Annotated in this window: 19 protein-coding genes, 1 pseudogene and 1 riboswitch; of the genes and pseudogenes, 11 read left to right on the top strand and 9 right to left on the bottom strand. The window is 74.0% G+C overall.

Going from position 1 to position 25,464, the window contains the following annotated elements; all coding sequences use genetic code 11:
• The first annotated feature begins 91 nt into the window (after window positions 1-91).
• Window positions 92-1,651, top strand: coding sequence for a DUF885 family protein (locus CK485_RS19640; protein WP_109452330.1), 1,560 nt, complete (start codon window positions 92-94; stop codon window positions 1,649-1,651).
• Window positions 1,652-1,920: 269 nt separating this feature from the next.
• Here CK485_RS19640 and CK485_RS19635 read toward each other — a convergent pair.
• Both CK485_RS19635 and CK485_RS19630 read right to left on the bottom strand, forming a co-directional pair.
• A pseudogene (locus CK485_RS19635) lies at window positions 1,921-2,610 on the bottom strand (enhanced serine sensitivity protein SseB C-terminal domain-containing protein); the annotation flags it as partial.
• Window positions 2,611-2,758: 148 nt separating this feature from the next.
• Window positions 2,759-3,529: an enhanced serine sensitivity protein SseB gene (locus tag CK485_RS19630; protein ID WP_109453289.1), complete on the bottom strand. Its 771-nt coding sequence runs from the start codon at window positions 3,527-3,529 to the stop codon at window positions 2,759-2,761.
• Between the two features lie 335 nt (window positions 3,530-3,864).
• Window positions 3,865-3,962: riboswitch (glycine riboswitch) on the top strand.
• A 156-nt stretch (window positions 3,963-4,118) separates the two neighbouring features.
• On the opposite strand from CK485_RS19630, the gene gcvT reads away from it, so the two are divergent.
• The 4 genes from gcvT to CK485_RS19610 all read left to right on the top strand — a co-directional run bounded on the left by gcvT (window position 4,119) and on the right by CK485_RS19610 (window position 8,734).
• Window positions 4,119-5,243, top strand: coding sequence for a glycine cleavage system aminomethyltransferase GcvT (gcvT, locus tag CK485_RS19625; RefSeq protein WP_109453287.1), 1,125 nt, complete (start codon window positions 4,119-4,121; stop codon window positions 5,241-5,243).
• Window positions 5,244-5,434: 191 nt separating this feature from the next.
• Window positions 5,435-5,812 carry a glycine cleavage system protein GcvH gene (gcvH, locus tag CK485_RS19620; protein WP_109452328.1) on the top strand — a complete coding sequence of 126 codons (378 nt, stop codon included), beginning with the start codon at window positions 5,435-5,437 and terminating at the stop codon, window positions 5,810-5,812.
• A 48-nt stretch (window positions 5,813-5,860) separates the two neighbouring features.
• Window positions 5,861-7,123, top strand: a complete 1,263-nt coding sequence (glyA, locus tag CK485_RS19615; protein ID WP_109452326.1) for a serine hydroxymethyltransferase — start codon at window positions 5,861-5,863, stop codon at window positions 7,121-7,123.
• A 243-nt stretch (window positions 7,124-7,366) separates the two neighbouring features.
• On the top strand, window positions 7,367-8,734 hold the full coding sequence (locus tag CK485_RS19610; RefSeq protein ID WP_109452324.1) for an L-serine ammonia-lyase: 1,368 nt from the start codon (window positions 7,367-7,369) through the stop codon (window positions 8,732-8,734).
• A gap of 40 nt (window positions 8,735-8,774) precedes the next feature.
• On the opposite strand, the gene CK485_RS19605 is transcribed toward CK485_RS19610, so the two are convergent.
• The gene (locus tag CK485_RS19605; RefSeq protein WP_109452322.1) at window positions 8,775-9,737 is read right to left on the bottom strand and encodes an aldo/keto reductase; all 963 of its coding nucleotides are present in this window, start codon (window positions 9,735-9,737) and stop codon (window positions 8,775-8,777) included.
• Window positions 9,738-9,834: 97 nt separating this feature from the next.
• On the opposite strand from CK485_RS19605, the gene CK485_RS19600 reads away from it, so the two are divergent.
• Complete coding sequence (locus CK485_RS19600) at window positions 9,835-10,548, top strand: TetR/AcrR family transcriptional regulator (protein WP_109452320.1); 714 nt, start codon at window positions 9,835-9,837, stop codon at window positions 10,546-10,548.
• Here CK485_RS19600 and CK485_RS19595 read toward each other — a convergent pair.
• On the bottom strand, window positions 10,445-11,107 hold the full coding sequence (locus CK485_RS19595) for a hypothetical protein (protein WP_109452318.1): 663 nt from the start codon (window positions 11,105-11,107) through the stop codon (window positions 10,445-10,447). The two genes, CK485_RS19600 and CK485_RS19595, sit on opposite strands and share 104 nt — an antisense overlap.
• Window positions 11,104-11,730, bottom strand: a complete 627-nt coding sequence (locus tag CK485_RS19590; RefSeq protein ID WP_109452316.1) for a sigma factor-like helix-turn-helix DNA-binding protein — start codon at window positions 11,728-11,730, stop codon at window positions 11,104-11,106. Before CK485_RS19590 ends, CK485_RS19595 begins: the two co-directional genes overlap by 4 nt.
• 241 nt (window positions 11,731-11,971) lie before the next feature.
• Between CK485_RS19590 and CK485_RS19585 the strand changes: the two genes are divergently transcribed.
• Both CK485_RS19585 and CK485_RS19580 read left to right on the top strand, forming a co-directional pair.
• Window positions 11,972-12,775 carry an SAM-dependent methyltransferase gene (locus CK485_RS19585; protein WP_109452314.1) on the top strand — a complete coding sequence of 268 codons (804 nt, stop codon included), beginning with the start codon at window positions 11,972-11,974 and terminating at the stop codon, window positions 12,773-12,775.
• Between the two features lie 197 nt (window positions 12,776-12,972).
• Window positions 12,973-14,880 (top strand): beta-galactosidase, encoded by a 1,908-nt coding sequence (locus CK485_RS19580; RefSeq protein WP_199239394.1) that lies wholly within the window; start codon window positions 12,973-12,975, stop codon window positions 14,878-14,880.
• Between the two features lie 21 nt (window positions 14,881-14,901).
• Here the strand turns inward: CK485_RS19580 and CK485_RS19575 are convergent, their stop codons facing one another.
• The 4 genes from CK485_RS19575 to CK485_RS19560 form a co-directional block, all read right to left on the bottom strand.
• Window positions 14,902-15,390, bottom strand: coding sequence for an ATP-binding protein (locus CK485_RS19575; protein ID WP_109452312.1), 489 nt, complete (start codon window positions 15,388-15,390; stop codon window positions 14,902-14,904).
• 283 nt (window positions 15,391-15,673) lie between these two features.
• Window positions 15,674-16,441: an enoyl-CoA hydratase-related protein gene (locus CK485_RS19570; RefSeq protein ID WP_109452304.1), complete on the bottom strand. Its 768-nt coding sequence runs from the start codon at window positions 16,439-16,441 to the stop codon at window positions 15,674-15,676.
• 79 nt (window positions 16,442-16,520) lie between these two features.
• On the bottom strand, window positions 16,521-17,738 hold the full coding sequence (locus CK485_RS19565; RefSeq protein ID WP_241968409.1) for an Ig-like domain-containing protein: 1,218 nt from the start codon (window positions 17,736-17,738) through the stop codon (window positions 16,521-16,523).
• 142 nt (window positions 17,739-17,880) lie between these two features.
• On the bottom strand, window positions 17,881-18,942 hold the full coding sequence (locus tag CK485_RS19560; protein ID WP_241968408.1) for an Ig-like domain-containing protein: 1,062 nt from the start codon (window positions 18,940-18,942) through the stop codon (window positions 17,881-17,883).
• Window positions 18,943-19,180: 238 nt separating this feature from the next.
• On the opposite strand from CK485_RS19560, the gene glgX reads away from it, so the two are divergent.
• The 3 genes from glgX to CK485_RS19540 are packed head-to-tail and all read left to right on the top strand — an operon-like array spanning window position 19,181 to window position 25,402.
• Window positions 19,181-21,541: a glycogen debranching protein GlgX gene (glgX, locus tag CK485_RS19555; RefSeq protein ID WP_241968493.1), complete on the top strand. Its 2,361-nt coding sequence runs from the start codon at window positions 19,181-19,183 to the stop codon at window positions 21,539-21,541.
• Between the two features lie 49 nt (window positions 21,542-21,590).
• Entirely contained in the window at window positions 21,591-23,519 is a 1,929-nt protein-coding gene (locus CK485_RS19545; protein ID WP_109452300.1) for an ABC transporter ATP-binding protein, read from the top strand.
• Window positions 23,516-25,402, top strand: coding sequence for an ABC transporter ATP-binding protein (locus CK485_RS19540; protein WP_109452298.1), 1,887 nt, complete (start codon window positions 23,516-23,518; stop codon window positions 25,400-25,402). Before CK485_RS19545 ends, CK485_RS19540 begins: the two co-directional genes overlap by 4 nt.
• Window positions 25,403-25,464: the final 62 nt, after the last annotated feature.

Below are 25,464 nucleotides of genomic sequence, written 5' to 3'. Positions count from 1 at the left end.
ACCTGGCCGGACCCGGTTCGCCCCGGTCCGGCGGCGCCCGCCGCCCCCGAACCGCCCCCGCCGCCGCCCGCCGCTCGCTACCGTCGCCCCCATGGACACCCGACTGCGCGCGGTCTGCGATCTGATGGTGCCCGTCGTCCGGGAGATGGCGGGGCGGCACGAGTACGACGGCGTACCGCAGGACCTGTCGCCGGAGGGGGTGCGGCGCGGACTCGGCGCGCTGGCCCGGGCCCGGCGCGACGCCCCGGCGCGCCCCGACCCGCACGACGAGGCGCACCTCGGCGTCTTCGAGGAGGCGGTACGGGTGCAGTTCGCCGAGCTGGAACTGCACCGCCGCGACCCCTATCTGCACCTGTCCAACCTCGAACTGGCCGCCTACGACCGCGCCTACGCGCCCGAGCACGAGCGGGCCGAGGCGCGGCGGCGGCACCTGGCGCAGTGGCCGGACGTGGTGGACGCGGCGATCGCCTCCCTGGACCGGCTGAGCGCGCCGGTGGCGGGCGCGCTGCTGGCGGCGGTGCGGGGGCTGGCGGCCGGGCTCGATCCCGCGCGGGACGCCGGCGCGGCCGACGCGCTCGTGGCGCACGAACGGCTGGTGGCGCACGTGGCCCGGGCCGCGGAGACCGGCGACCCCGATCCCCGCCTCGGCGGTGCGGCGCTGGCACGGCTGATGGGCAGTCAGGAAGGCGTGGTGGTCGACCTGTCGGAGCTGGCGGACGCCGCCGAGGCCGAACGGGCGCGGATGCAGGCGCTGTTGACCGAGGCGTGCGCCGCGTTCGATCCGCGCCGCAAGCCCGCCGAGCTGGTGCTGGAGCTGACCGCCGACCACCCGGACGCCTCGGGCGTGATCCCCGAGGCCGCGGAACTCACCCGCGAACTGATGGAGTTCACCCGCGAGCGGCGCCTCGTGCCCTACCTCGACGGTGAGTGCCTGGTCGGCCCCGCGCCCGCGTCGCGCCGCTGGTCGTCGGCGATGATGACCTGGGCCGCGCCCTACGAGTCGGATGCCGCGTCCTGGTACCACGTCACCCCGCCCGACCCGGGCTGGCCGCGCGAGCAGAGCGAGGAGTGGCTGACCCTCTTCAGCCGCACCGGCCTGCCCGCGGTGACGGCGCACGAGGTCGCGCCGGGGCACTACGCGCACGGCCGGGCGCTGCGGCGCGCCGCCACCGACGTGCGGCGCACGCTGCACTCCCTGGCGTTCTGCGAGGGCTGGGCGCACTACGCGGAGGAGGTGTGCGTCGAGGAGGGCTTCCGGTCCGGCGACCCGCGCTTCGCCATCGGGGTGGCGCTGGAGGCGCTGGTCCGCGTCACCCGGCTGACCTGCGCGATCGGCCTGCACACCGGCGCCATGGACGTGGCCGAGGCGACCGAGCGGTTCGTCCGGGACGCCCACCTGGCGCGTGCCGCCGCGGCCTCGGAGGCCCGGCGGGGCACCTTCGACGCGGCGTACGGGCGCTACACCTGGGGCAAACTGGCGCTGCTGTCGCTGCGGGAGCGGGCGCGTGAGCGCTGGGGCGCCCGGTTCACACCGGCGCGCTTCCACGCCGCGCTGCTGGCGCTGGGCAGCCCTCCGCTGGGGCTGGTCGGCGCGGCGCTGGACGCGGAGGTTCGAAGTGGCGGAGCGCCGCAGCCGGGTCAGACGCCGTAGGGCGGGGGCGGCGCGGCCTGCCCCGGGTACCCCTGCGGCGCCCCGTATCCGGTCTGCGGCGTCCCGAAGCCGGTGGGCGGGCCGTAGGCCTGCGGGGGCTGCGGCGGGTACTGGGTGGGCGGGTGCGGGTACGGCGCGGGAGCGCCGGGGTACTGGGTCGGCGCGTTCGGGCCCGGGTAGGCGGCCGTGGGGTACGTCGCCGGGTCGCCCCAGCCGCCGGGTCCCGCGGAGGGGCCGGGGCCGGGCATCGCCGCGGTGGCGCCGTAGGAGGCGTCGCGGTCGTAGAACGGCCGGGCGCAGGCCCGCAGCCACATGGCGACCGGGTCGAACTCGTCGGAGAGCGCGACGGTGGCGACCCGCACCCCGTCCGGGGCCGCGCCGACCGACTGCCCCATCATCACCCGCACCGCCTCCACGGCGGCGGGGCCCGAGTCGTACAGGTCGACGCCTATCGCGAGGTACGGCTCGCCGAGCGCGGGGCGCACCCAGGCGCCGCGCAGCGCCCGGACCGCGGGCGTGCGCTGGGCGTGCTGGGCCAGCAGGCCGTAGAACCCGGTGACGGGCAGGGCCGGTTCGCCGATCTGGAGCGGTCCGGCCGGGGTGCGGTCGAGGCCGGTGGCGATGCGGCGCAGGTCGGGCCAGGGCACGCCGACGCCGCCGCCCGGCGCGTGCGGGTTGAGCCACAGGCCGAAGCGCTCGCCGTACAGCTCGGCGGCGACCTCGTGTCCTGAGACCACCTCGTGCGAACGGTTCCAGCCGCAGGTCAGCAGTTCCTGCGCGGAGGTGACGCACGGCGCGTAGCCGTGGCCGTCGACCTCCATGTTCCCGTACTGGGCGTCCGGGGAGCCGGGCGTGCCGTGCCACAGCAGCATCCAGACCTGGCCGTCCGCCAGCGCGCGCAACAGCGCCTCGTACGTGTCGTACCGGCCGGGCGCCACCTGGCGCAGCGCGTCCTCCACGCCCGCGTTCACCGTCGGATCGGCCCCTTCTGCTCCATCGGTCCGTGTTCGCCCGTCATCCCCTCAGGTTAGGGGTGCGTCCCAGGTTAGAGGGACGCTCTGACACTTCAGGACGCAGGGAGGAGCCGGCCGGTTCACCCCCCGCGGGTCAGTCGCGGGTGAAGAACGGCGCGACCCGATCGTGGATCCAGTCCCCCAGCGGGTCCTGCGCGACGTCCAGCAGCAGCAGGTTCACCGGCCACGGCAGCGGGGCGGCGCCCAGGGCGCGGCCGATGGCGTCCATCGCCGCGGCGCGGTCCTGGTCCTGCCAGCGGTCGAGTTCGACGCCGACGAAGAGCGTGGGCGGCTGGTCCTCCACCGCCCCCAGCGCCCGCCGCGCCGACAGCACGACCGGGGTGACCGCGAACTCGCCCGCGGCGGCGGCCAGGAAGTCCACCGGCTCGTCGTCGGGCGCCGGCTCCCACAGCCGTACGCGGGCGCCCGCGCCGGTGGAGTCGCGGCACAGGTCGCCGATCGCGGGGGCGGGCAGCGGGATGCCGACGGCGCCGCCGGGGTTGACCGCGATGCCCACCCGCGGCGGCAGGCCGCGGGCGAACTCGCGGCCGGGCAGCACGCCGAAGGCCATGCCGGGCGCGGCGCGGCGCAGTTGCTCCTCCGAGCTGAAGACCGGCACGAACAGCCCGCCGTCCATCAGGAACGTCGGCAGGCCCGCGTCCGGTGTGCCCTGCGGCAGCGGCACCCAGACCGCGGAACGGCCCAGCACCTCGACGACCCGGGGGGTGGCGCCGGGCTCGCCGAGGGCGGCGGTCAGCACCTCCTCCAGTTCGTTGGACGGCCAGCCGGAGCCGTGCGGCAGCGCGGGTTCGGGGGTGAGATAGGGGTCGGCGGGCTCCACGCCGCCGTACGGGCCCGTGGGCATCACACCGAGACCGCCGCCGTACGGGCCGTCGTGGGCGGGCGGCGGATACGTGCCGGGCGCGGGCGCCTCGTGCACGGCGGGCCCGCCGTCGTAGGAGACCGGCAGGCCGCCGTCATGGGCGCCCGGCAGGCCGCCGTCGTGGTCGTAGGGGCCGGGCAGGCCCCCGCCGTAGGGGCCGGGCGCCCAGCCTCCGGTGCCTGCGGTCGCGTCGTCCGCCGGAACGTTCATCTCCACCCCACCTGTCACCGCGCGTCCTGCCGCGCGAAACCTTACTGCCCTGGCCCGGCGCCGGAATCCCGTGCAATGATGACGCCGCCAACTGCATACCGGCCGCTCGACTCCGTGCGGGAGAGTCCCCGGCAGCACTCCGCCGGGGCGCCGAAGGAGCAAGTCCTCCCTTGAATCTCTCAGGCCCCGATACCGCACGGTCTAGGCAGATCTGAAAAGCGGGCCGCCCGTCAGGGCCGCCCCACCCAAGGTGCAAGCCGCGCCCCCGCATGGGTGTCGCGGTGAACCTCTCAGGTTCCGATGACAGATGGGGAGGACCGTCATCGCCATGCCCTCCGTCACCCTGGGAGCCTCCGTACCCATGTCCACTCCCCCCGCGGCGTCCCGCCGTACCGCCCTGGACGCCGTGCACCGCGCGCTCGGCGCGACCATGACCGACTTCGCCGGCTGGGACATGCCGCTGCGCTACGGCAGCGAGCGCGACGAGCACAAGGCGGTGCGCACCGCCGCCGGGCTGTTCGACCTGTCCCACATGGGGGAGATCACGGTCACCGGGACGCAGGCCGGGCAGGCCCTGGACCACGCGCTGGTCGGCCACGTCTCCGCGCTCGCGGTGGGCCGCGCCCGCTACACCATGATCTGCGCCGAGGACGGCGGCATCCTGGACGACCTGATCGTCTACCGGCTCGGCGACGAGGAGTTCATGGTCGTCGCCAACGCCTCCAACGCGCAGACCGTGCTGGACGCGGTGACCGCCCGCGCCGCGGGCTTCGACGCCGCCGTGCGCGACGACCGCGACGCGTACGCGCTGCTGGCCGTGCAGGGCCCGAACTCCCCCGCGATCCTGAAGTCGCTGACCGACGCGGACCTGGACGGCCTGAAGTACTACGCGGGCCTGCCCGGCACCGTCGCGGGCGTCTCCGCGCTGATCGCCCGCACCGGATACACCGGCGAGGACGGCTTCGAGCTGTTCGTGGCCCCCGCCGACGCCGAGGCGCTGTGGTCGGCGCTGACGGAGGCCGGCAAGGCGTACGACCTCGTGCCGTGCGGGCTGTCCTGCCGCGACACGCTGCGCCTCGAGGCGGGCATGCCGCTGTACGGGCACGAGCTGACGACCGCGCTGACGCCGTTCGACGCGGGCCTGGGCCGGGTCGTGAAGTTCGACAAGCCCGGCGACTTCGTGGGCCGCGAGGCGCTGGCCGCCGCCGCCGAGAAGGCCGCCGCGACCCCGCCGCGCAAGCTGGTCGGCCTGGTCGCCGAGGGCCGCCGGGTGCCGCGCGCGGGCTACCAGGTCGTGGCGGACGGCACGGTGATCGGCGAGGTCACCTCCGGCGCGCCCTCGCCGACGCTGGGCAAGCCGATCGCCATGGCCTACGTCGACGCCGCGCACGCCGAGCCCGGCACGAAGGGCGTCGCGGTGGACATCCGCGGTGCCCACGAGCCGTACGAGGTCGTGGCGCTCCCGTTCTACAAGCGCGCCCGCTGACCCAGACCCGCGCCCGCTGACCCCGGTCCGCCTCCGCTGACCGCGGGACGCGTTCGCACCCACCGAGCCGGCACGCGCCCGCGCCTGCCGAGCCGCACGTACCGCCGCCCGCCGGGGGCGCCCGGGCACGCCCGCCCGCGCCCCCGTCACCCCGTTCGCGACCACCCCGACGCATCCAGGAGAATTCCCCCATGAGCAACCCCGAGCAGCTGCGCTACAGCAAGGAGCACGAGTGGCTCTCCGCCGTCGAGGACGGCGTGGCCACCGTGGGCATCACCCAGCACGCCGCCCACGCCCTCGGCGACGTGGTCTTCGTCCAGCTCCCCGAGGCGGGCCAGGACGTCACCGCGGGCGAGGCCTGCGGTGAGCTGGAGTCCACCAAGTCGGTCAGCGACCTGTACTCCCCGGTGTCCGGCACGGTCACCGAGTTCAACCAGGATGTGGTGGACGACCCGGCGCTGGTCAACACCGCGCCGTTCGAGGCCGGCTGGCTCTTCAAGGTGCGGGTCTCCGAGGAGCCGTCCGACCTGCTGACGGCCGACGAGTACACCGCCTTCGCGGGCGAGTGACGTAACCCCGACCGCCACCTCACCCGTCACCGGAGCCAGGAGAGACCCATGTCCCTGCTCAACAGCCCGCTGCACGATCTCGATCCCGAGATCGCCGCGGCGGTCGACGCCGAGCTGCACCGCCAGCAGTCCACCCTGGAGATGATCGCGTCGGAGAACTTCGCTCCGGTCGCCGTCATGGAGGCCCAGGGCTCGGTCCTGACCAACAAGTACGCCGAGGGCTACCCCGGCCGCCGCTACTACGGCGGCTGCGAGCACGTCGACGTGGCCGAGCAGATCGCCATCGACCGCGTCAAGGAGCTGTTCGGCGCCGAGGCCGCCAACGTCCAGCCGCACTCGGGCGCCCAGGCCAACGCGGCCGCGATGTTCGCGCTGCTCAAGCCGGGCGACACCATCCTGGGCCTGAACCTCGCGCACGGCGGGCACCTGACCCACGGCATGAAGATCAACTTCTCCGGCAAGCTCTACAACGTGGTGCCCTACCACGTGGACGCCGAGACCAACCGGGTCGACATGGCCGAGGTCGAGCGGCTGGCCAAGGAGCACCGTCCGCAGCTGATCGTCGCCGGCTGGTCGGCGTACCCGCGGCAGCTGGACTTCGCCGCGTTCCGCCGGATCGCCGACGAGGTCGGCGCGTACCTGATGGTCGACATGGCGCACTTCGCCGGTCTGGTGGCCGCGGGCCTGCACCCGTCCCCGGTGCCGCACGCGCACGTGGTGACCACGACCACGCACAAGACCCTGGGCGGCCCGCGCGGCGGCGTGATCCTGTCCACGGCCGAGCTGGCCAAGAAGATCAACTCCGCGGTCTTCCCCGGTCAGCAGGGCGGTCCGCTGGAGCACGTGATCGCGGCGAAGGCGGTGGCGTTCAAGGTCGCCGCGTCCGAGGAGTTCAAGGAGCGGCAGCGCCGCACCCTGGAAGGCGCCCGCATCCTCGCCGAGCGCCTGACCGAGGACGACGTGCGCTCGGCCGGTGTCTCGGTGCTGTCCGGCGGCACGGACGTCCACCTGGTGCTGGTCGACCTGCGCGACAGCGAGCTGGACGGTCAGCAGGCGGAGGACCGGCTGCACGAGATCGGCATCACGGTCAACCGCAACGCGATCCCGAACGACCCGCGTCCGCCGATGGTCACCTCCGGCCTGCGCATCGGCACTCCCGCGCTGGCCACCCGCGGCTTCGGCGCCGAGGAGTTCCGCGAGGTCGCCGACGTGATCGCGCAGGCACTCAAGCCGTCGTACGACGTGGCGGCGCTGCGCGGCCGGGTCACCGCGCTGGCGGAGAAGTTCCCGCTCTACCCGGGCCTGGGCTGACCTTCCCCGGGACCCGCGGTACGGATCGCGCGGCCCCGCCGCCGCGCGATCCGGCGCGGGCCGCGCTCGGCGAACCGGCCGGTTGCCTGCACACTGGAGGGTGCGCCGGGCCCGGCCGGTCCGCGATCCGCGGACGCGACGGCCGGGACGGCGTCGTCGTGCCCGCCCGTTCCTTTCCCCCCACCCACGCACCACGCACGTACGCTCGCGCCCCCACGAGCCGCCGACAAGGGAGTCCGACCCGTGGCCATCTCCGTCTTCGACCTGTTCTCCATCGGCATAGGCCCGTCCAGTTCGCACACCGTGGGACCGATGCGCGCGGCGCGGATGTTCGCGCTCCGGCTGAAGAACGAGGGCCTGCTCGCGCACACCACGTCGGTGCGCGCCGAGCTGTTCGGTTCGCTGGGCGCCACCGGGCACGGCCACGGCACGCCGAAGGCGGTGCTGCTCGGCCTGGAGGGCGAGTCGCCGCGCACGGTGGACGTGGAGAGCGCCGACGACCGCGTGGAGCGCATCCGCGCCACCGGCAGGATCAGCCTGCTGGGGGCGCACGAGATCGCCTTCGACACCGACCGCGACCTGGTGCTGCACCGGCGCCGCTCCCTGCCGTACCACGCGAACGGGATGACGCTGTTCGCGTACGACAGCTCGGGCGGCCCGCTGCTGGAGAAGACGTACTACTCGGTCGGCGGCGGCTTCGTGGTGGACGAGGACGCGGTCGGCGAAGACCGCATCAAGCTCGACGACACCGTGCTGAAGTACCCGTTCCGCACCGGTGACGAATTGCTGCGGATGTCGCGGGAGACCGGCCTTTCGATCGCCGGGCTGATGCTGGAGAACGAGAAGGCCTGGCGCACCGAGGCGGAGATCCGCTCGGGCCTGCTGGACATCTGGGGCGTGATGAAGGCCTGCGTGGAGCGCGGCATGTCGCGCGAGGGCATCCTGCCCGGCGGCCTGAAGGTCCGCCGCCGCGCCGCCAACTCCGCCCGCCAGCTGCGCGCCGAGGGCAACGCGGCGGCGCACGCGATGGAGTGGGTGACGCTGTACGCGATGGCGGTCAACGAGGAGAACGCGGCGGGCGGCCGGGTCGTGACGGCCCCCACCAACGGCGCCGCCGGCATCATCCCGGCCGTCCTCCACTACTACGTCAACTTCGTGCCGGGCGCCGACGAGGAGGGCGTGATCCGCTTCCTGCTGGCGGCGGGCGCGATCGGCATGCTGTTCAAGGAGAACGCGTCGATCTCCGGCGCCGAGGTCGGCTGCCAGGGCGAGGTGGGCTCGGCCTGCTCGATGGCGGCGGGCGGTCTGGCGGAGGTCCTGGGCGGCTCCCCCGAGCAGGTGGAGAACGCGGCGGAGATCGGCATGGAGCACAACCTGGGCCTGACCTGCGACCCGGTCGGCGGCCTGGTCCAGATCCCGTGCATCGAGCGCAACGGCATGGCCGCGGCGAAGGCGGTCACCGCCGCGAGGATGTCCCTGCGCGGCGACGGCCGCCACCACGTCTCCCTCGACAAGGTCATCAAGACCATGAAGGAGACGGGCGCGGACATGAAGGTCAAGTACAAGGAGACGGCCCGAGGCGGACTCGCGGTGAACGTCATCGAGTGCTGACCCGCCACCGGCCCTCGACCGGCGCGTGCCTCGGGCGCGGTCAGTCCAGGACGATGTCGCCGGTGCGGGACTCCACCGCGTCGAGCGAGGCGAGCGTCGCCGCGTCCAGGTGGAGGTCGCCCACGGCGACGTTGGACTCCAGGTGGGCGGGGTCGGCGGTGCCGGGGATGAGGATCGTGTTCGGGGTGTGGTGGAGCAGCCACGCCAGGCCGATCTGCGCGGGGCTCACGTCCAGGGACTCGGCCGCGGCGAGCACCTCCGGGGCGTCGGTCACCTTGGGCAGGCCGGGGAACGCGCCGCCCAGCGGGAAGAACGGCACCCAGGCGATGCCCTGCTCGACGCACAGCCGCAGCAGTTCCTCGTCCTCACGGGAGACCAGGCTGTAGGCGTTCTGCACGCAGACGATCCCGGCCGGCAGGGCTCGGCGCACGGTCTGCGGCGAGACCGCGCTCAGGCCGATCGCGCCGATCTTGCCCTCGTCGCGCAGCGCGGTCATCACCGCGAGCTGGTCGTCGAGGCCGACGATCTGATCGCCTTCGGCCCGCAGCCCCGGGCCGGAGTCGGCACGGCGCAGGTTGACCACTGGGATGCGGTCGAGGCCGAGGCTGCGCAGGTTGTCCTCGACGCCGGCCCGCAGTTCCTCGGGGCGCTGGGCGAGGCGCAGCGGGAGGCGGCCGCCCGGGTCGGGGGTGGCGCCGACCTTGCTGACGACGGTGACGCCGTCCTCGTCGGCGAACGCCTCGCGGATCGCCTCGTTGACGAACCCGTTGCCGTAGAACTGCGCGGTGTCCACGTGGTTCACACCCAGTTCGGCGGCGCGCCGCAGCAGGGCGACGGCGGCGCCCCGGTCGCCTTCGAGACGTTCGAGCTGCATCGCGCCGAAGCCGACGCGGGACAGCGCGAGGCCGCCGACGTCCACGGTGCCGCCGGCGCGGGGAGCGCTTCCCGCGGGGCCTCGTTCGGGCGTTCCCTCGGGGGTTCCTTCAGGGGTTCCTTCGGGCATGACAGACGTCCTCCCTCATGAGAGCCATGAGACGATGAGGTAAGCGGAGAAGCCTCCGCATGTCGACTGTAGCAGCTTTACCGGAGGTCACTCCGCTTTGTCTGGCGCCGAACCCTCGTCCGCCCCGGCCCCCGGGCCCGCCCCGGGGCGGCGCAAGCGTGCCGCCCGGGCCGACGCCCTGCGCAACCGGGACAAGCTCCTCGCGGCGGCCCGCGCCGCCTTCACGGCCTCCGGTGACACGACGCCGATGGAAGCCGTCGCGCGCGACGCGGGGGTGGGCATCGGCACCCTCTACCGCCACTTCCCCACCCGCGAGGCGCTGGTCGAGGCGGTCTACGCGGCCGAACTCGACGACGTCACCGGCAGCGTTCCGCGCCTGCTCGCCGAATCGCCGCCGGTGGACGCCCTGCGCGCGTGGATGCGGCGTTACGCGGCGTTCGTCGCCACCAAGCGCGGTATGGCCGACGTGCTGCGAGCGGGCTGGGACTCCGGCCGTATCGCCACCCCCGACACCCGCCGCCGCATCGGCGAGGCGATCGGCACGCTGCTGGCCCGTGGCGCCGAGGAGGGCGTGCTCCGCGACGACGTCGCCGCGGACGACGTCACCGTGATGCTGCTCGGCATCTTCCTGACCGCGGCCACCGCCGACGCGCCCGAGCAGACCGAACGCCTGCTGGACCTGGTGATCGACGCGCTGCGACCGCCCCTCAGCGCTCCCCGTCCGGACGCAACGCCCCGCGCAGCAGGCGGGGATGGGGCTGGGGGATCTCGCCGAAGTCGGGGTTGTCCTCCGCCACCGGCAGCTGGTTGATCACCGCCTCCACCGCGGTCGGCAGCGCGGGGGCGAGGCCGTGGTGGCAGCGGGCGAGGATGTCGCGGCGGGCGCCGTCCGACAGCAGGGGGCGGGCCGAGCGCGCAGGGCGCGGGCGGGCGGGGCGGGCCCTGCGGTGCGCGAGTTCGGCCGCCCAGGCGCGCCAGTAGTCCGCGTCGCCCTCCTCGCCGAGGTGCAGGTGATGCAGGTGCAGGCAGTACGCCGAGGTGCGGCAGCCCGAGCCCGCGGCGAACCGCCACCAGAACTCCGCCGCGTCACGGCGCCCGGTGGCGTACAGCAGGGCGGCGAAGACCTCGGCGCCCTCCGGGTGGATGTACCGGTCGTTGACCAGCAGGTCCAGGCCGCGCGAGGCCTCGGGGGCGTCGAGGGTGAGGGCGACCAGCAGGCCCAGCTCGAAGCGGGCCTGCTCGTTGTCGGTGAGGTGGTTGACGGGGGCCGCGGTGACGCGGTTCTGGCGGGCCTCGGCGATGCGGCGGGCGTGGGCCCGTTCCGGCAGCCGGACCACGACGGTGCGCGCGGGCGCCCCGCGGGCCTTCACCGCTCGCCCCCGCGTCCGGGCGCGCCCTCGGTCCCGAGCCGCCGGGTCAGCCGCTCGCGGGCGTGCCGCAGGATCGAGCGCACGGCGCCCTCGGAGCGGTCGAGGCAGGCGGCGATGGCGGCGTCGTCCAGGGCGAGGACATGGCGGAGGATCACGACGTCGCGCTGCCGGTCGGACAGCTCCATGATCGCCCGGTACAGGGCGGCCCCGTCCGCCTCCTCGCGCGGCGTGACGCCCGTGAGCTCCTCGAACGCGGTGAGCACGGCGGCGAACGTGCGTGCCTCCACGCGCAGTTCGTGTCCGTCGGCCCAGTCGGCGACGTGGTGGTTGAGCAACCGCCAGGCGTGCGCGGCGGGTACGGCCTGTTCCAGGACGTACCCGAAGGTCGCCTGTAACTCCTGCTCGACCGCGGCGACGACGAGTTCGGCGTCGGCGCGGTTGCCGAGCCTGACGTCGGCCAGGCCGAGCCAGGCGCGTTCGTGGGTGCGGCAGAAGGCCTCGAACGTCATCCGCAGCCGCGCGTCGGCCGCCGCCCCGGCGTCCCGCACCGCGACGCGTCCGCCGGGCACCGGGGCGCGACCACGGGGACCGCCGCCGGGCCGTCCGCCCTCGTCCGTCCGCACAGGTTCCGCCTTCCGGGCTCGACAGCGCGGCGCACTGGATCCCCCTCCGCCGTCCCAGCGGTCCGGACACCGTCCGGTGCAAGCGAACCACACACGGTGACGATCCGCTCAGGACATGCGAAAGATTGTCGACTCTCGCGCCAGGGAAGGATGGTGGGGCTCTTCGCCACCCGCGCCGGCGCCGGCGTCACCCGGCGTGCCACCGGTGCGGCCGACCGCGTCACCACCTTGGGGGCAGCCGATGACGGACTTCGACGGGGTCGACCTGGAGGTCGACCGCCCGCACTCGGCCCGGATGTACGACTACTACCTGGGCGGGGTCACCAACTTCGCCGCGGACCGCGAGGCGGCGGGCCACGCGATCGCGGTGTTCCCCTGGGCGCCGACCGCCGCCCGGGTCAACCGGGCCTTCATGCACCGCTCGACGAGGATGCTGGCGCGGGCGGGCATCGGCCAGTTCCTGGACGTCGGCACCGGCATCCCCACCTCACCGAACCTGCACGAGGTCGCCCAGGACACCGACCCGGCCGCCCGCGTGGTCTACGCGGACAACGACCCCATCGTGCTGGCCCACGCCCGCGCGCTGCTGATCGGCACCGCACAGGGCCAGACCGCCTACGTGCAGGCCGATGTGACGAGCCCGCAGTCCGTGCTGTCGGACACCCGGCTGAAGGAGACGCTGGACCTGACACAGCCGGTGGCGCTCAGCCTGAACGCGCTGCTGCACTTCGTCCCCGACGCGCTCGGGGCGTACGAGATCGTGCAGGAGTTCAAGGACGCCCTCGCGCCGGGCAGCGCGCTGGCGATGACGCACGTCACCGCGGACTTCGCACCGCAGGAGACCGCTCGGGTGGTGCGCGTCTACACCGAGGCGGGCACGCCCGTGCAGGCGCGCAGCCAGGCCGAGTTCGCCCGGTTCCTCGACGGCTGGCGGATCGTCGAGCCCGGTGTCGTCCCCACCCAGCACTGGCGCCCGGACCCCGGCGACGAGACCGCCAGCGACACCGAGGCGGCGAGCTACGCGGCGGTCGCCCTCAAGCCCTGAGCCCAGCCACTCCGAGCCCGGCCGCCCGATGCCCGCGGGCCCTGACCCCTGTGGGGCCCGAAGATCCCTGAGACCCCGAACCTCCCCACCGCTGCACAAAATTGATCGGATCAGCACTGAATCCATCATAGACAAACACGCGGCCGCTCAACTAGCGTCCGGTCCGCCGGAATTCCCACCCCCCTGGGGAGTCACCCGTGGACAGACGTCGTTTCCTGATGGTCAGCGCGCTGAGCCCGGTCGCGGCGATGGCGGTGAACGCCGGGACCGCCTTCGCCGCGAACGCGCCGTCGCCCGGCGGCCACGCGTTCTCCTTCGCCCCGGACGGCAGCGCCTTCCTGCTGGACGGGGAGCCGTTCCAGATCCGCAGCGGAGAGATGCACCCCGCGCGCATCCCGGTTCAGTACTGGCGGCACCGGGTCCGGATGGCGAAGGCGATGGGCATGAACACCGTCTCGCTGTACGTGATGTGGAACTACGTCGAGGAGCGCCCCGGCGTCTTCGACTTCCGCACCGACCGCCGCGACGTCGCCTCCTTCATCCGGATCTGCCAGGAGGAGGGCATGTGGGTGCTGCTGCGCCCGGGCCCGTACGTGTGCGGCGAGTGGGACCTCGGCGGCATCCCGCCGTACCTGCTGCGGTACCCCGACATCAAACTGCGGGTGCGCGCCGCCGACGACCCGCACTACATGGCCGCAGCCCGCCGCTACGTCCGTGAACTCGCCCGGATCGTGCGGCCGTTGCTCGTGGCCAACGGCGGACCGGTCCTCATGGTGCAGGTGGAGAACGAGTACGGCTCCTACGGGAACGACGCCACCTACCTGGCCGAGGTCCGCCAGGCGTGGATCGAGGCCGGAGTGGACGGCCCGTTCTACACCGAGGACGGTCTCGGGCAGGTGGAGGCCAACCACACGAACGTCCCCGGCGGCGCCGTCGCGCTCAGCGGGGGCGACGCGCCCTCCGTCGCCCAGGCGCGGACCGCGTTCCCCTCCGTGCCCGCGATGGCCGGCGAGGTGTATCCGGGCTGGCTGACGCACTGGGGCGACGACGGCTTCCAGGGCGCCGACTCCGACATCTCCGGGACGCTGAAGGGGCTGATGGACGGCAAGGTGTCGTTCAACCTCTACATGATCCACGGCGGCACCAGCTTCGGCTTCTTCGCGGGCGCCAACGCCGACGACCTGTCCGGCGACTACCAGCCGGACATCACCAGCTACGACTACTGCGCCCCCGTCACCGAGCAGGGGGCCAAGGGCCCGCGCTACGACACCTACCGCGACCTGATCGGCGGCTACCTGTCCGCGCCGCTGCCCGCCGTGCCCGACCCGGTGCCGACGCTTGCCGGACTCTCGGTCACACCGCGGCCGTTCGCCTCGGTCTGGGACAACCTGCCGCCCGCGCTGCCCGCCGCCGACACCGTGCACCCGCAGCCGTTCGAGACGTACGGGCAGAACTCCGGCTTCGTGCTGTACCGCAAGCGACTGGCGGACTACGCGGGCGGCGCCCTGGACATCCGCTGGGTGCACGACTACGCGACGGTCTTCGTGGACGGGGCCTACGCGGGCGGCTTCTCGCGCCCGCGGATCCCGGACGCCCTGGCGAGCGACCTGAACGTGACCAACGGCAACGCGCCGCTCACCCTGCCCGCCGGCCAGGACGCGGCCTGCGTGCTGGACATCCTGGTCGAGGGCATGGGCCGCACCAACTACGGCCACGCGCTGGTGGACCGCAAGGGCATCCTGGAGTCGGTCACCCTGGCCGGCGGCGACCCGCTGACCGGATGGGAGACCCACCTGCTGCCGATGGACGAGCGGTTCGTGCGCGGCCTTCGCCCGAAGGTGAGCGACCCGCACCGCCCCGGCCTCTTCTTCCGCGCCACGCTCGACCTGGACGAGCCCGCCGACACCTACCTCGACCTGTCGGGCTGGACCAAGGGCGTGGTCTGGGTCAACGGCACCAACCTGGGCCGCTACTGGCGACTCGGCCCGCAGCGGCGGCTGTACTGCCCGGCGCCGTGGCTGCGCCGCGGAGGCAACGAGGTCCTGGTGTTCGACCTGCACCAGACCGAGCCGAAGCCGATCGGCCTGGCGAGCACGCTGGGCTGACCCGGGTGCCGCGGCGGGCGGTCAGCGTTCCAGGGCCCGCAGTTCGAACCAGGTGGTCTTGCCGCGCGGCAGCAGGTCCACGCCCCAGCGGTCGGAGAGGCGGTCCACCAGCATCAGACCGCGGCCGCTGACGTCCAGCTCGCGTACCGGCAGCAGGCACGGCAGGGCCCGGGAGGGGTCGCGGACCTCGACCCGGATCCAGCCGCGCCGCCGCAGCATCCGCAGGCCGAAGGTCTGGGCACCGGTGTGCCGGACGGCGTTGCCGACGAGTTCGGACACCAGCAGTTCGCAGGTGTCGCCCAGCGGCGCCAACTGCCAGGCACGCAGCACCGCGAGGGAGAGGCGGCGGGCGGTGGCGGCGGACTCGGGGCGGGAGGTGAGGCAGACCTCCTCCACCGAGGGGTTGCCCAGCAGTTCGAGGGTGCCGGTGTCGTGCGGCACCGCTCCCGCGACCGCCACCGCCGTGGCGCCCGAAGCCTGCGACTGCTCGGATCCTCCCTGACCGGCCATGAGTTCATGATGGCCGGTCAGGAAGGCCTTGGGGCCCGAAGCGGAGGAACCGGCCGCCCGGACGGGGCGGTTACCGGCCACGCCCGCCGGGCACCGCTCCCGGGCCCTGAGCGGGGCGTTCACCGTGATGAGCGCACTGACCTGCTGTGATCACCCACCGACGGGCGGTGACGAGCCGGCCGGGAAACGGAGTTCCTTAAGGTTGTTTTAAGGCCTGTTTAAGGGCATCCGCGACCACTTCGCCACCGTTTCCGTCACCCACACGAGCGTAAGGCGGCCGCGTTCAGGCGAACTTGGCCTTGCCCGGGCCCTCCTCCACGAAGCTGCGCATCCCGGTCTCGCGGTCCTGGGTGGCGAACAGCCCGGCGAACAGGCCGCGTTCGACGGCCAGGCCCGTCTCCAGGTCGGTCTCCAGACCCACGTCCACCGCCTCCTTGGCGGCCCGCAGCGCCAGCGCCGGGCCCTTGGCCAGCCGCGCGGCCCATGCGTGCGCCTCCTCGAAGACCTTCTCCGCCGGGACGACCCGGTCCACCAGGCCGATGGCGAGCGCCTCGTCGGCCTTGACCTGGCGGCCGGTGAAGATCAGGTCCTTGGCCTTCGCCGGGCCGACCAGGCGGGCCAGCCGCTGGGTGCCGCCCGCGCCGGGGATCAGCCCGAGCAGGATCTCCGGCTGGCCGAGCCTGGCGTTCTCGGCGGCGACGCGGATGTCGGCGCACAGCGCCAGCTCGCAGCCGCCGCCCAGCGCGTAGCCGGTGACGGCGGCGACGACGGGCTTGGGGATGCGGGCGACGGCGGTGAAGGAGTCCTGGAGCTCGCGGGAGCGCAGGGCCATCTCCTCGTAGCCCATCGCCTGCATCTCCTTGATGTCCGCGCCGGCCGCGAACACCTTCTCCCCGCCCCACACGACGACGGCCCGCACGTCGTCGCGGCGGGCGCACTCGGTGGCCGCGTCGCGCAGGGCGTCCTGGGTGGCGGCGTCCAGCGCGTTCATCGGCGGGCGGTCCAGGCGGATGACGCCGACCCCGTCGGCGGCCTCAAGGTGAACAGTCATGGGGTGACCGTAGCGCCCGGGAACGCGGAACGGCCCGCCAGGGCGGGCCGTTCCGGTCGGTGCGGCGGGGTGCGGGGGCCTACTGGCCGGCGGTCCACTGCGACCACGGCATGTTCCAGCCGTTGAAGCCGTTGTCGGGGGCGACGGTGTGGTCGTGGGAGTTGGAGACCACCACCACGTCGCCGATCATCGAGTGGTCGTAGAACCACGCGGCGGGCGTGCCGTTCTCGCCGCCGCCCTTCTCGTCGCGCAGGCCCACGCAGCCGTGGCTGGTGTTCTCGCTGCCGAAGACCGAGTCGGCGCCCCAGTAGTTGCCGTGGATGAAGGTGCCGGACTGGGTCAGGCGCATCGCGTGCGGCACGTCCGGGATGTCGTACTCGCCGCCGAAACCGACCGTCGAGCCGTTCATCCGGGTGATCGGGTCCTTCTCGCTGATCACCATCCTGCCGTTGTACGTGGTGTGTTCGGGGCTGCCCGCGGAGATCGGGATGGTCTTGATCGTCTGCCCGTTCTGGGTGACCCGCATCTCGTGGGTCGAGGCGTCCACGTAGCTGACCTGGTTGCGGCCGATGGTGAAGTGGACGTCCTTGCTCTGGCTGCCGTAGACGCCGGGGGCGGACTGGACGCCGTCCAGGCGCAGGCTGAGCGTGACCTTGGTGCCCGGCGCCCAGTAGTTCTCCGGGCGGAAGTCGATGCGCTGGTTCCCGAACCAGTGGCCGACGACCGGGACGGAGGGCGAGGCGGTCACCTTGATGCCGTCCTCGACCGCCTTGGTGTCGTCGATCGGCCGGTTGAAGCTGAGGGAGACCTCGGTGCCGACGCCGACCGTGGTGCCGTCGTCGGGGGTGAAGAAGCCGATGAAGGAGTCCTTCGGCACGACCGTGGTGAACGTGGCGTGCTTGGCCGACTGGCGCCCCTGGTCGTCCTTGGCGACCGCGTCGACCGTGTATTTGGTGGAGACGGCGAGGTGGGAGTCGGGCGTCCAGCCGGTGCCGTCGGGGGTGACCTTCCCCGGCACCTCGGTGCCCTTGCCGTCCTTGACCTCGACCTGGGTGAGCCTGCCGTGCGCGGCCGTCACCTTCAGGGCCCCGCTGGTGGCGACGTCGGTCGCGCCGTCCCGCGGCAGGACGGTGACCACGGCCTGCGAGGTCTTGGCGGCCGACTCGCCGGAGCTCCCCGCGCCGGAACCGGTGCCGCCGTGGCCGCCACACGCGGTGGCCAGCAGCAGTATCGCGCCGACCGCCCCCGCCAGCAGACCCCGCCGGGCCCCGGACGCCGCCGTACCTATCCGCTTCACCCTCTGCACTCCCCTCGCGCGAACCGTCGCCCACATAACTGCCCGGTCGGCGTCGTGCCGATCCCCCCGGGGATCACGTCACTTGGCCCTCACAGGGTTCTCACACAATCACATGGCCGATGAGCCGACGGCCACGGGATTGTCACCGTTGCGTAGCAAAAGCCGTCGCCGCGGGGCGGGTGGGCGCGGCGGAGGCGTGGGCCTGGGCGGACGCGGCGGAGGCGTGGGCCTGGGCGGACGCGGAGGTACGGTGCCGGGGGGCGGGCTCGCCGGTCCAGCGCCACCACGGCATGTTCCAGCCGCCGAGTCCGTTGTCGGGCGCGACGGGGCCGCCGTGGCCCCCGGTCACCTCGACGACGTCGCCGATCAGGGAGTTGGCGTACAGCCAGCCCGCCGGGGTGTGCGCGCCGCCGCCCTTGACGTCGCGCAGGCCGACGCAGCCGTGGCTGGTGTTGGCGGTGCCGAAGACCCCGGGCGGCGACCAGTAGTTGCCGTGCAGGAAGGTGCCCGAGTCGGTCAGGCGCATCGCGTGCGGCACGTCCGGGATGTCGTACTCCCCGCCGAAGCCGACCGTCGAGCCGTTCATCCGGGTCACCGGGAACTTCTCGCTGATCACCATCAGCCCGTCGTACGTGGCGTGCTGCGGGCCGCCCGCGCTGACCGCGAGGGTGCGCACGACCTGGTCGCCGCGTCGCACGGTCAGGGTGTGGGCGTCGGTGTCCACGGTGTCGGTCTGGGCGCGGCCGACACGGAAGACGACGTCCTCGTCCTGCGTGCCGTAGGTGTGCGGCGCGCCCCGCACCCCGCGCAGCCGCAGGCGCAGGTCGACCCGGGTGCCGGGAGCCCAGAACGCCTGCGGCCGCAGGTCCAGGCGCCGGTCGCCGAACCAGTGCCCGGCCACCGGCACGTAGGGGGTGGCCCGGACGCTGACGGCCCGCTGGACGGCGGCGCGGTCGGCGACCGGGTGGTCGAAGACGATGGAGACGATCATCCCGGTGCCGACGGTGGCCCCGGCGTCCGGCGTGTAGGAGCCGGTGAACCCGGTGAACATGGCGCGGTGTTCCGGCCGGGCGGCGACCGGGGGCCGGGGCGCGGGCGGGTGCCCGGTGTCGCCGGCGAGAACGAGGGCCGAGAGCGCGGCCAGGGCCACGGCGGCGGCCGTCGCCCCGGCCGCCCGGAGGCGGTGCTTCGCTGCGCTGATCACGCCGGGTCAAACGACCGGGCGGCGCGGGCGTGATGGCCGCGGGTCCGCGGCGTGCGGCCGCCCACTCGTTTGCCCGGCAAACGCTGTGACGACGAGCGGCCAACAGGGAAGGAACTTCTCGTAGGAACGGGATCCGTCCGCGGCACGGGACGCCGGGGGCGGCCACGCGTCCCGCGGGGGCGCGCCCGGGTGCCGTCGAGCCGCGGGAGGCCTGGACGTGTCGAGCGCAGCCGAAGAACTGCCGAGCCCCGCCGGGGCGGTGGTGCTGGCCGCCGTGCCGGGGCCACCGGTCTGGCCGGGCGACCCGGAGACGCTGGGCGCGACCCCGCGCAGCGGTCCCGACGGAGTGCCGGGCACCAACTTCGCGTTGTGGGCGGGCGGCGCGGAGGCCGTGGAGCTGTGCCTGTTCGCCGCGGACGGCACCGAGACGCGCTGTCCGCTCACCGAGTCCACCCACGAGGTCTGGCACGGTTTCCTGCCCGGCGTCGGCCCCGGGCAGGCGTACGGCTACCGGGTGCACGGCCGCTGGGACCCGTGGACCGGCGCCCGCTGGAACCCGGCGAAGCTGCTGCTGGACCCGTACGCCCGCGCGGTGGACGGCGAGTTCGCACTGCCGCCCGCCGTCTACGGGCACGTACGGGACTGGCCCGACCAGGCGGTCGCCGACACCGTGCGCGATGGCAGGGACTCGGCGCCGTACGTGCCGAAGGCGGTGGTGGTCGGCAGCGGGGAGGCGGCGGACGGCGGCGGTGCCTGGCGGCGGGAGCGGCCGCGCACGCCGTGGGCCGAGACGGTCGTCTACGAACTGCACGTGCGCGGCTTCACCATGCGCCACCCCGAGGTGCCCCCGGAACTGCGCGGCACCTACGCGGGCCTGGCGCACCCCGCGGCCATCGGCCATCTGCGGCGGCTCGGGGTGACGGCCGTAGAACTCCTGCCGGTGCAGCAGTTCGCGCACGAGGACCACCTCCTGCGGCGGGGCCTGCGCAACTACTGGGGATACAACCCGATCGGCTACTTCGCGCCGCACGCCGCGTACAGTTCGTCCGGCACCCGGGGGCAGCAGGTCGGCGAGTTCCGGCGGATGGTGCGCGCGCTGCACGCGGCGGGCATCGAGGTGATCCTCGACGTGGTCTACAACCACACCGCCGAGGCGGGCGAGTTCGGGCCCACGCTGTCCCTGCGCGGCATCGACAACCGCGCGTACTACCGGCTGGCGGACGACGCGCGGCGGTACGTGGACCACACCGGCTGCGGCAACACTCTCGGCACCGGGCATCCGCGCACCCTGCGGCTGGTCACCGACTCACTGCGGTACTGGGTGACCGAGATGGGCGTGGACGGTTTCCGGTTCGACCTGGCGGCGGCGCTGGCCCGCTCCCCGCGCGACGGCGCGCCCGACATGCTCGCGCCGTTCCTCGCCGCGGTGGCCCAGGACCCGGTGCTGCGCGGGGTGAAGCTGATCGCCGAGCCGTGGGACGTCGGTCCCGGCGGCTACCAGGTGGGCGCGTTCCCGCCGCCGTGGTCGGAGTGGAACGACCGCTACCGCGACGCCGTACGCGACTTCTGGCGCGGCGCGGCCCGGGACCTCGCCGACCTCGGCTACCGGCTGTCGGGCTCAAGCGACCTGTACGCCTGGGGCGGGCGGCGCCCGTGCGCCTCCGTCAACTTCCTGACCGCGCACGACGGTTTCACCCTGCGCGACCTGGTCTCCTACGAGCGCAAGCACAACGAGGCCAACGGCGAGGACAACCGCGACGGCACGGACGACAACCGCTCCTGGAACTGCGGGGTGGAAGGCGAGCCGGCGCAGCGGGAGGGCATCGGCGCGCGGAACGAGCCGGGCGCGGCCGGTGCGGCCGGTGCTGATGGCGGTCCGGTCGGCGCGGCGTACGGCGCCGGGGCCGGCGCGGCGGACGGCGGCGGGGCCGGCGGGGCGGTCGGCGGCGGGGTCGGCGCGCTGCGCAGGCGTCAGCTGCGCAATCTGCTCGTCACCCTGCTGCTGTCGACCGGGGTGCCGATGCTGGTGGCGGGCGACGAGATGGGCCGCACCCAGGGGGGCAACAACAACGCCTACTGCCAGGACAACGAGACCTCCTGGGTCGACTGGTCGCTCGCCCGCGAGCCCGAGTGGCGGGCGCTCACCGACCTGACGGCGCGGCTGGTCGCGCTGCGGCGGGCCCATCCGGTGCTGCGGCGCTCCGAGTTCTTCTCCGGGCGTCCGACGCCGCGCGGGGTGCGGGACCTGGCATGGTTCCGGCCGGACGGGCGGGAGATGGCCGAGGGGGACTGGTTCGCGCCAAGGGCGACGCTGGGGATGTACCTGTCCGGCCGCGACCTGCCGGGGCGCGATCCGCGGGGGCGCCGGGTGCGTGACGCGAGTTTCCTGGCCGTCCTGCACGCGGGCCCCGCGCCCGTCGCGTTCACCCTGCCGGGGCCGCCGTGGGCGTCGGCGTACGACGTGGTGGTGGACACCTCCTGGGAGTACGGCACCCCGCCGCTGCGGCACCGGGGCGGGGAGGCGGTGACGGTGCGGGAGCGCAGCGTGCTGCTCCTTGAGGCGGTGGACGCCGGGCGGGCCGGGCCGAAAACGGGATGAGCGTTGTCAGTGCCCGCCTCTAGTCTCGGACGGTGAAGGGGGCATCGCGATGACCGAGGGCGGGCGCGGCGAGCGGGACGGCGAAAGCGGCCAGGACCACGAGGGCGGCGGGCGGGACGACGGCGGAGGCGGGCGGGCGGACGGGATCGATCGGGCCGACACGAGTGGCCCGGCGGCCGGGAAGCGGTCGGCGGCGCGGTCGCTGGCGCGGTTGTGGCCCTACGTGCGGCCGGTCGCGGTGCGGCTGTTCGGGTCCGCCGGGGTGGCGGTGCTGGCCTCGTGCCTGTCGCTGCTGATCCCGCTGGTCCTCAAGTGGCTGGTGGACGGCCCCGTCGCGCGGCACGACCCGGCGGGCGTGTGGCTCGGCGGCGGGCTGGTGCTGCTGCTGGGGGTGCTGGAGGCCGGGCTGTTCGGGGTGCGCCGCTGGCTGGTGGCCCGCCCGATGGCCAGCCTGGAAGCGCACCTGCGCCGCGACCTCTACCAGCGGCTGCAACGGCTGCCGGTGGCCTTCCACGACCGCTGGGGGTCGGGGCAGCTGCTCTCGCGCGGCACCAACGACCTGCAGATCCTGCGGATGTTCCTGACCTTCCCGCTGGTCTTCCTCGCGGTCAACTCGGCCACCATCGTGGTCGGTTTCGCGATCCTGCTGACGCAGCAGTGGACGCTGGGCCTCATCCTGCTCGTCCCGGTGGTGCCGCTGGTGGTGCTCTGCTCGTACTTCGAGTCGCGCTACTCGCTGGCCGCCCGCCGGGCGCAGGACCAGATCGGCGATCTGACCACGCTGGTCGAGGAGTCGGTGCTCGGCATCCGGATCATCAAGGCCTTCGGCAGGCACCGCAGCCAGGCCCGCGCCTTCCGCGACCAGTCGCACGCCCTGCGCCGGACGGAACTGCGCAAGGCGGCGCTGCTGGGCGACCTGTGGGCGGTCATCACCGGCCTGCCCGACGTCGCGCTGGGCGCGGCCCTGGTCGCCGGGTGCGTCCAGGTCTGCGACGGCACGGTGTCGGCCGGGACGCTGGTCGCCTTCCTGTCCACCGCGCTGACGCTGCGCTGGCCGGTGGAGTCACTGGGCTGGCTGCTGTCGCTCAGCAACGAGGCGGCCACGGCGGCCGACCGCTACTTCGAGGTGATGGACACCCCCGTACCGCCCGACGCGCCGGAGGACGACGAGGGGCGGGCGGACGGCGGACAGGCAGCGGACTGCGCGGAGGCGGAGGCGGACCGCGCCGCGGACGGCATCCGGTTCAGCGGGGTGCGGTTCCGGTATCCGGACGCGCCCGCCGGGACGCCCGACCTGCTCACCGGGATCGACCTGCACATCCGCTCGGGCGAGACGATGGCGCTGGTCGGCGCGACCGGCTCCGGCAAGACGTCGCTGACCACGCTGATACCTCGGCTGTACGAGGTGAGCGCGGGCCGGATCACGCTGGACGGCGCGGACGCCGCGTCGATGCGGCGCGACCGGTTGCGCTCGCTGGTGGCGACCGCCTTCGAGGACCCCACCCTGTTCTCCGCCAGCGTGCGGGAGAACGTGCTGATGGGCGCCCCGGACGCGAGCGACGAGGAGTTGCGGCGGGCGCTGGCGATCGCGCAGTGCGGCTTCGTCCACGACCTGCCGGACGGCGTGGAGACCCAGGTCGGCGAGCAGGGTCTGAGCCTGTCGGGTGGGCAGCGGCAACGGCTGGCGCTGGCTCGCGCGGTGGTCGGCAGACCCCGGTTCCTGGTGCTCGACGACCCGCTGTCGGCGCTGGACGTGCACACCGAGGCGCTGGTGGAGGCCGCGCTGCGGCAGGTGCTGGCCACCACGACCGCGCTGGTCGTGGCGCACCGCCCGTCGACCGTCCAACTCGCCGACCGCGTCGCGCTGTTGTCGCGGGGCCGGATCGCGGCCGTGGGCACCCATCGTGAACTGCTCGCCACCAGCGCCGAGTACCGGTGGCTGATGTCCGGCGGCACCGACGAGAGGAGCGCCGCGTGACCTCCGCCACGACGACCCCGGCCGACCGCGCCGACGACGCCCGGGACCCGGACGGCACGCGGCCGGACTCCGGCGGGCGCTCCCCCGCCCGGCGCGACCCGTACGACCGCGACGTGCTGCCCGCCCCGCCGGGGGCGTCCCGGGCGCTGCTGCGCGAACTGGTCGGACCGCACAAGGTGCGCGCCTGGTGCGCCGCGATCATGCTGCTGGTGCAGCAGGCCGCGGTGCAGGCGGGCCCGTTGGTCGTGGCGTACGCGATCGACCGCGCCGTGCCCGCGCTGCGCGCCCACGACCGGGGCCCGCTGATCGCCACCGCGGTCGGCTACATCGGCTGCGCCCTGCTCGGCGGGTGGCTGCAACGCACGTTCATCCGGTCCTCGGCGATCGTCAGCCAGGACGTGCTGCTGGAGCTGCGCGGCCGCATCTTCCGGCAGGCGCAGGCGCTGGGCCTGGACTTCCACGAGCGCTACACCTCCGGCCGGATCATCGCCCGGGCCACCTCCGACGTGGAGGCGATCCGCGAGCTGCTCACCGAGGGCCTCCAGGAGCTGCTGAACGTCGGCCTGTCCGTGCTGTACATCGCGGGCGTGCTGATCTGGCTCGACTGGAAGCTGGGGCTGTTCTCGCTGGCGACGGCGGTGCCGCTGGTGTTCTCGGTCCGCCGCTTCCGGCGGCGCTCCAAGCGGGTCTACACCCGGCGGTCGGCGGCGATGGCGTCGGTGATCGTGCGGTTCTCCGAGACGCTGGGCGGCATCCGCCCGGTGCAGGCGTTCCGCCGCGAGCGCGCCAACGACGAGGCGTTCGCGCGGCTCAACAGCGCGCACCGGGCGGCGAACGGCGACGCCATCGTGGAGATGGGCCGGTTCACCGTCAGCTCGTGGCTGATCGCCAACACCTCGGTGGCGCTGGTGGTGCTGTGGGGAGCCTACCGGGTGGCGGCCGGTTCGCTGGAACTGGGCGTGCTGGCCGCGTTCGTGCTCTACCTGCGGCGGTTGTACGCGCCGATCGACCCGCTGGGGATGTTCCTCAACTCCTGGCAGTCGGCGGCCGCTTCGCTGGAGAAGATCGCCGGGCTGCTGGCGCAGAGCCCGTCGGTGCCCGAGCCCGCCGAGTCCAGGGCGCTGCCGGAGCGGGTGAGCGGGCAGCCGGGCCGCGCGGTGGCGTTCCAGGGGGTGAGCTTCGCGTACCGCACGGGTGGCGAGGTGCTGCCGCGCTTCGACCTGGCGGTGCCCGCGGGCCAGACCGTCGCCGTCGTCGGCGCGACCGGTGCGGGCAAGTCCACCCTGGCCAAGCTGCTGGCGAGGTTCTACGACCCGACGTCCGGCCGGGTCACGCTGGACGGCGTGGACCTGCGGGAGCTGGCGGTGCCCGAACTGCGGCGCGGGGTGGTGATGGTGACGCAGGAGGCGTTCCTGTTCTCCGGCACCGTCGCGGAGAACATCGCGCTGGGTGACCCGGACGCCACGCCCGAGCAGATCGAGGCGGCGGCCAGGGCGATCGGCGCCCACGACTTCATCGCCGGGCTGCCGGAAGGGTACGACACGGACGTGCGCAAGCGCGGCGGCCGGATCTCGGCGGGCCAGCGGCAGTTGGTGGCGTTCGCCAGGGCGCTGCTGGCCGACCCGGCGGTGCTGATCCTGGACGAGGCGACCAGTTCGCTGGACGTGCCGGGTGAGCGGGCGGTGCAGCGCGCGATGCACACCGTGCTGCGCGGCCGCACGGCGTTCGTGATCGCGCACCGGCTCTCCACGGTCGAGATCGCCGACCGGGTACTGGTGATGGCGGACGGCCGCGTGGTGGAGGACGGCCCGCCGTCGGAACTGACCCGCTGCGACGGCGAGTTCGCAGGCCTGCACCGGGCCTGGCGCGACAGCCTGGTGTGAGCCGGGGCTCGCGCCGCCGCGCCCCGGGGAAACGGTCCCCCGGGGCGCGGCGGGCGGAAGGC

The sequence above is a fragment of the Streptomyces sp. ICBB 8177 genome, assembly GCF_003144095.1.
Taxonomy (GTDB): Bacteria; Actinomycetota; Actinomycetes; order Streptomycetales; family Streptomycetaceae; genus Streptantibioticus_D.
The sequence above is the reverse complement of the archived record's forward strand: the minus strand, read 5'-3'. Positions and strand labels throughout refer to the sequence as shown.

Bases quoted from the DNA above. Each gene is read 5' to 3' on its own strand.
- gcvH (WP_109452328.1), top strand. From the start codon at position 5,435: ATGAGCAACCCCGAGCAGCTGCGCTACAGCAAGGAGCACGAGTGGCTC.
- CK485_RS19630 (WP_109453289.1), bottom strand. From the start codon at position 3,529: ATGCCCACGGGCCCGTACGGCGGCGTGGAGCCCGCCGACCCCTATCTC.
- gcvT (WP_109453287.1), top strand. From the start codon at position 4,119: ATGTCCACTCCCCCCGCGGCGTCCCGCCGTACCGCCCTGGACGCCGTG.
- CK485_RS19545 (WP_109452300.1), top strand. From the start codon at position 21,591: ATGACCGAGGGCGGGCGCGGCGAGCGGGACGGCGAAAGCGGCCAGGAC.
- CK485_RS19575 (WP_109452312.1), bottom strand. From the start codon at position 15,390: ATGGCCGGTCAGGGAGGATCCGAGCAGTCGCAGGCTTCGGGCGCCACG.
- CK485_RS19605 (WP_109452322.1), bottom strand. From the start codon at position 9,737: ATGCCCGAAGGAACCCCTGAAGGAACCCCCGAGGGAACGCCCGAACGA.
- CK485_RS19570 (WP_109452304.1), bottom strand. From the start codon at position 16,441: ATGACTGTTCACCTTGAGGCCGCCGACGGGGTCGGCGTCATCCGCCTG.
- glyA (WP_109452326.1), top strand. From the start codon at position 5,861: ATGTCCCTGCTCAACAGCCCGCTGCACGATCTCGATCCCGAGATCGCC.
- CK485_RS19640 (WP_109452330.1), top strand. From the start codon at position 92: ATGGACACCCGACTGCGCGCGGTCTGCGATCTGATGGTGCCCGTCGTC.
- CK485_RS19585 (WP_109452314.1), top strand. From the start codon at position 11,972: ATGACGGACTTCGACGGGGTCGACCTGGAGGTCGACCGCCCGCACTCG.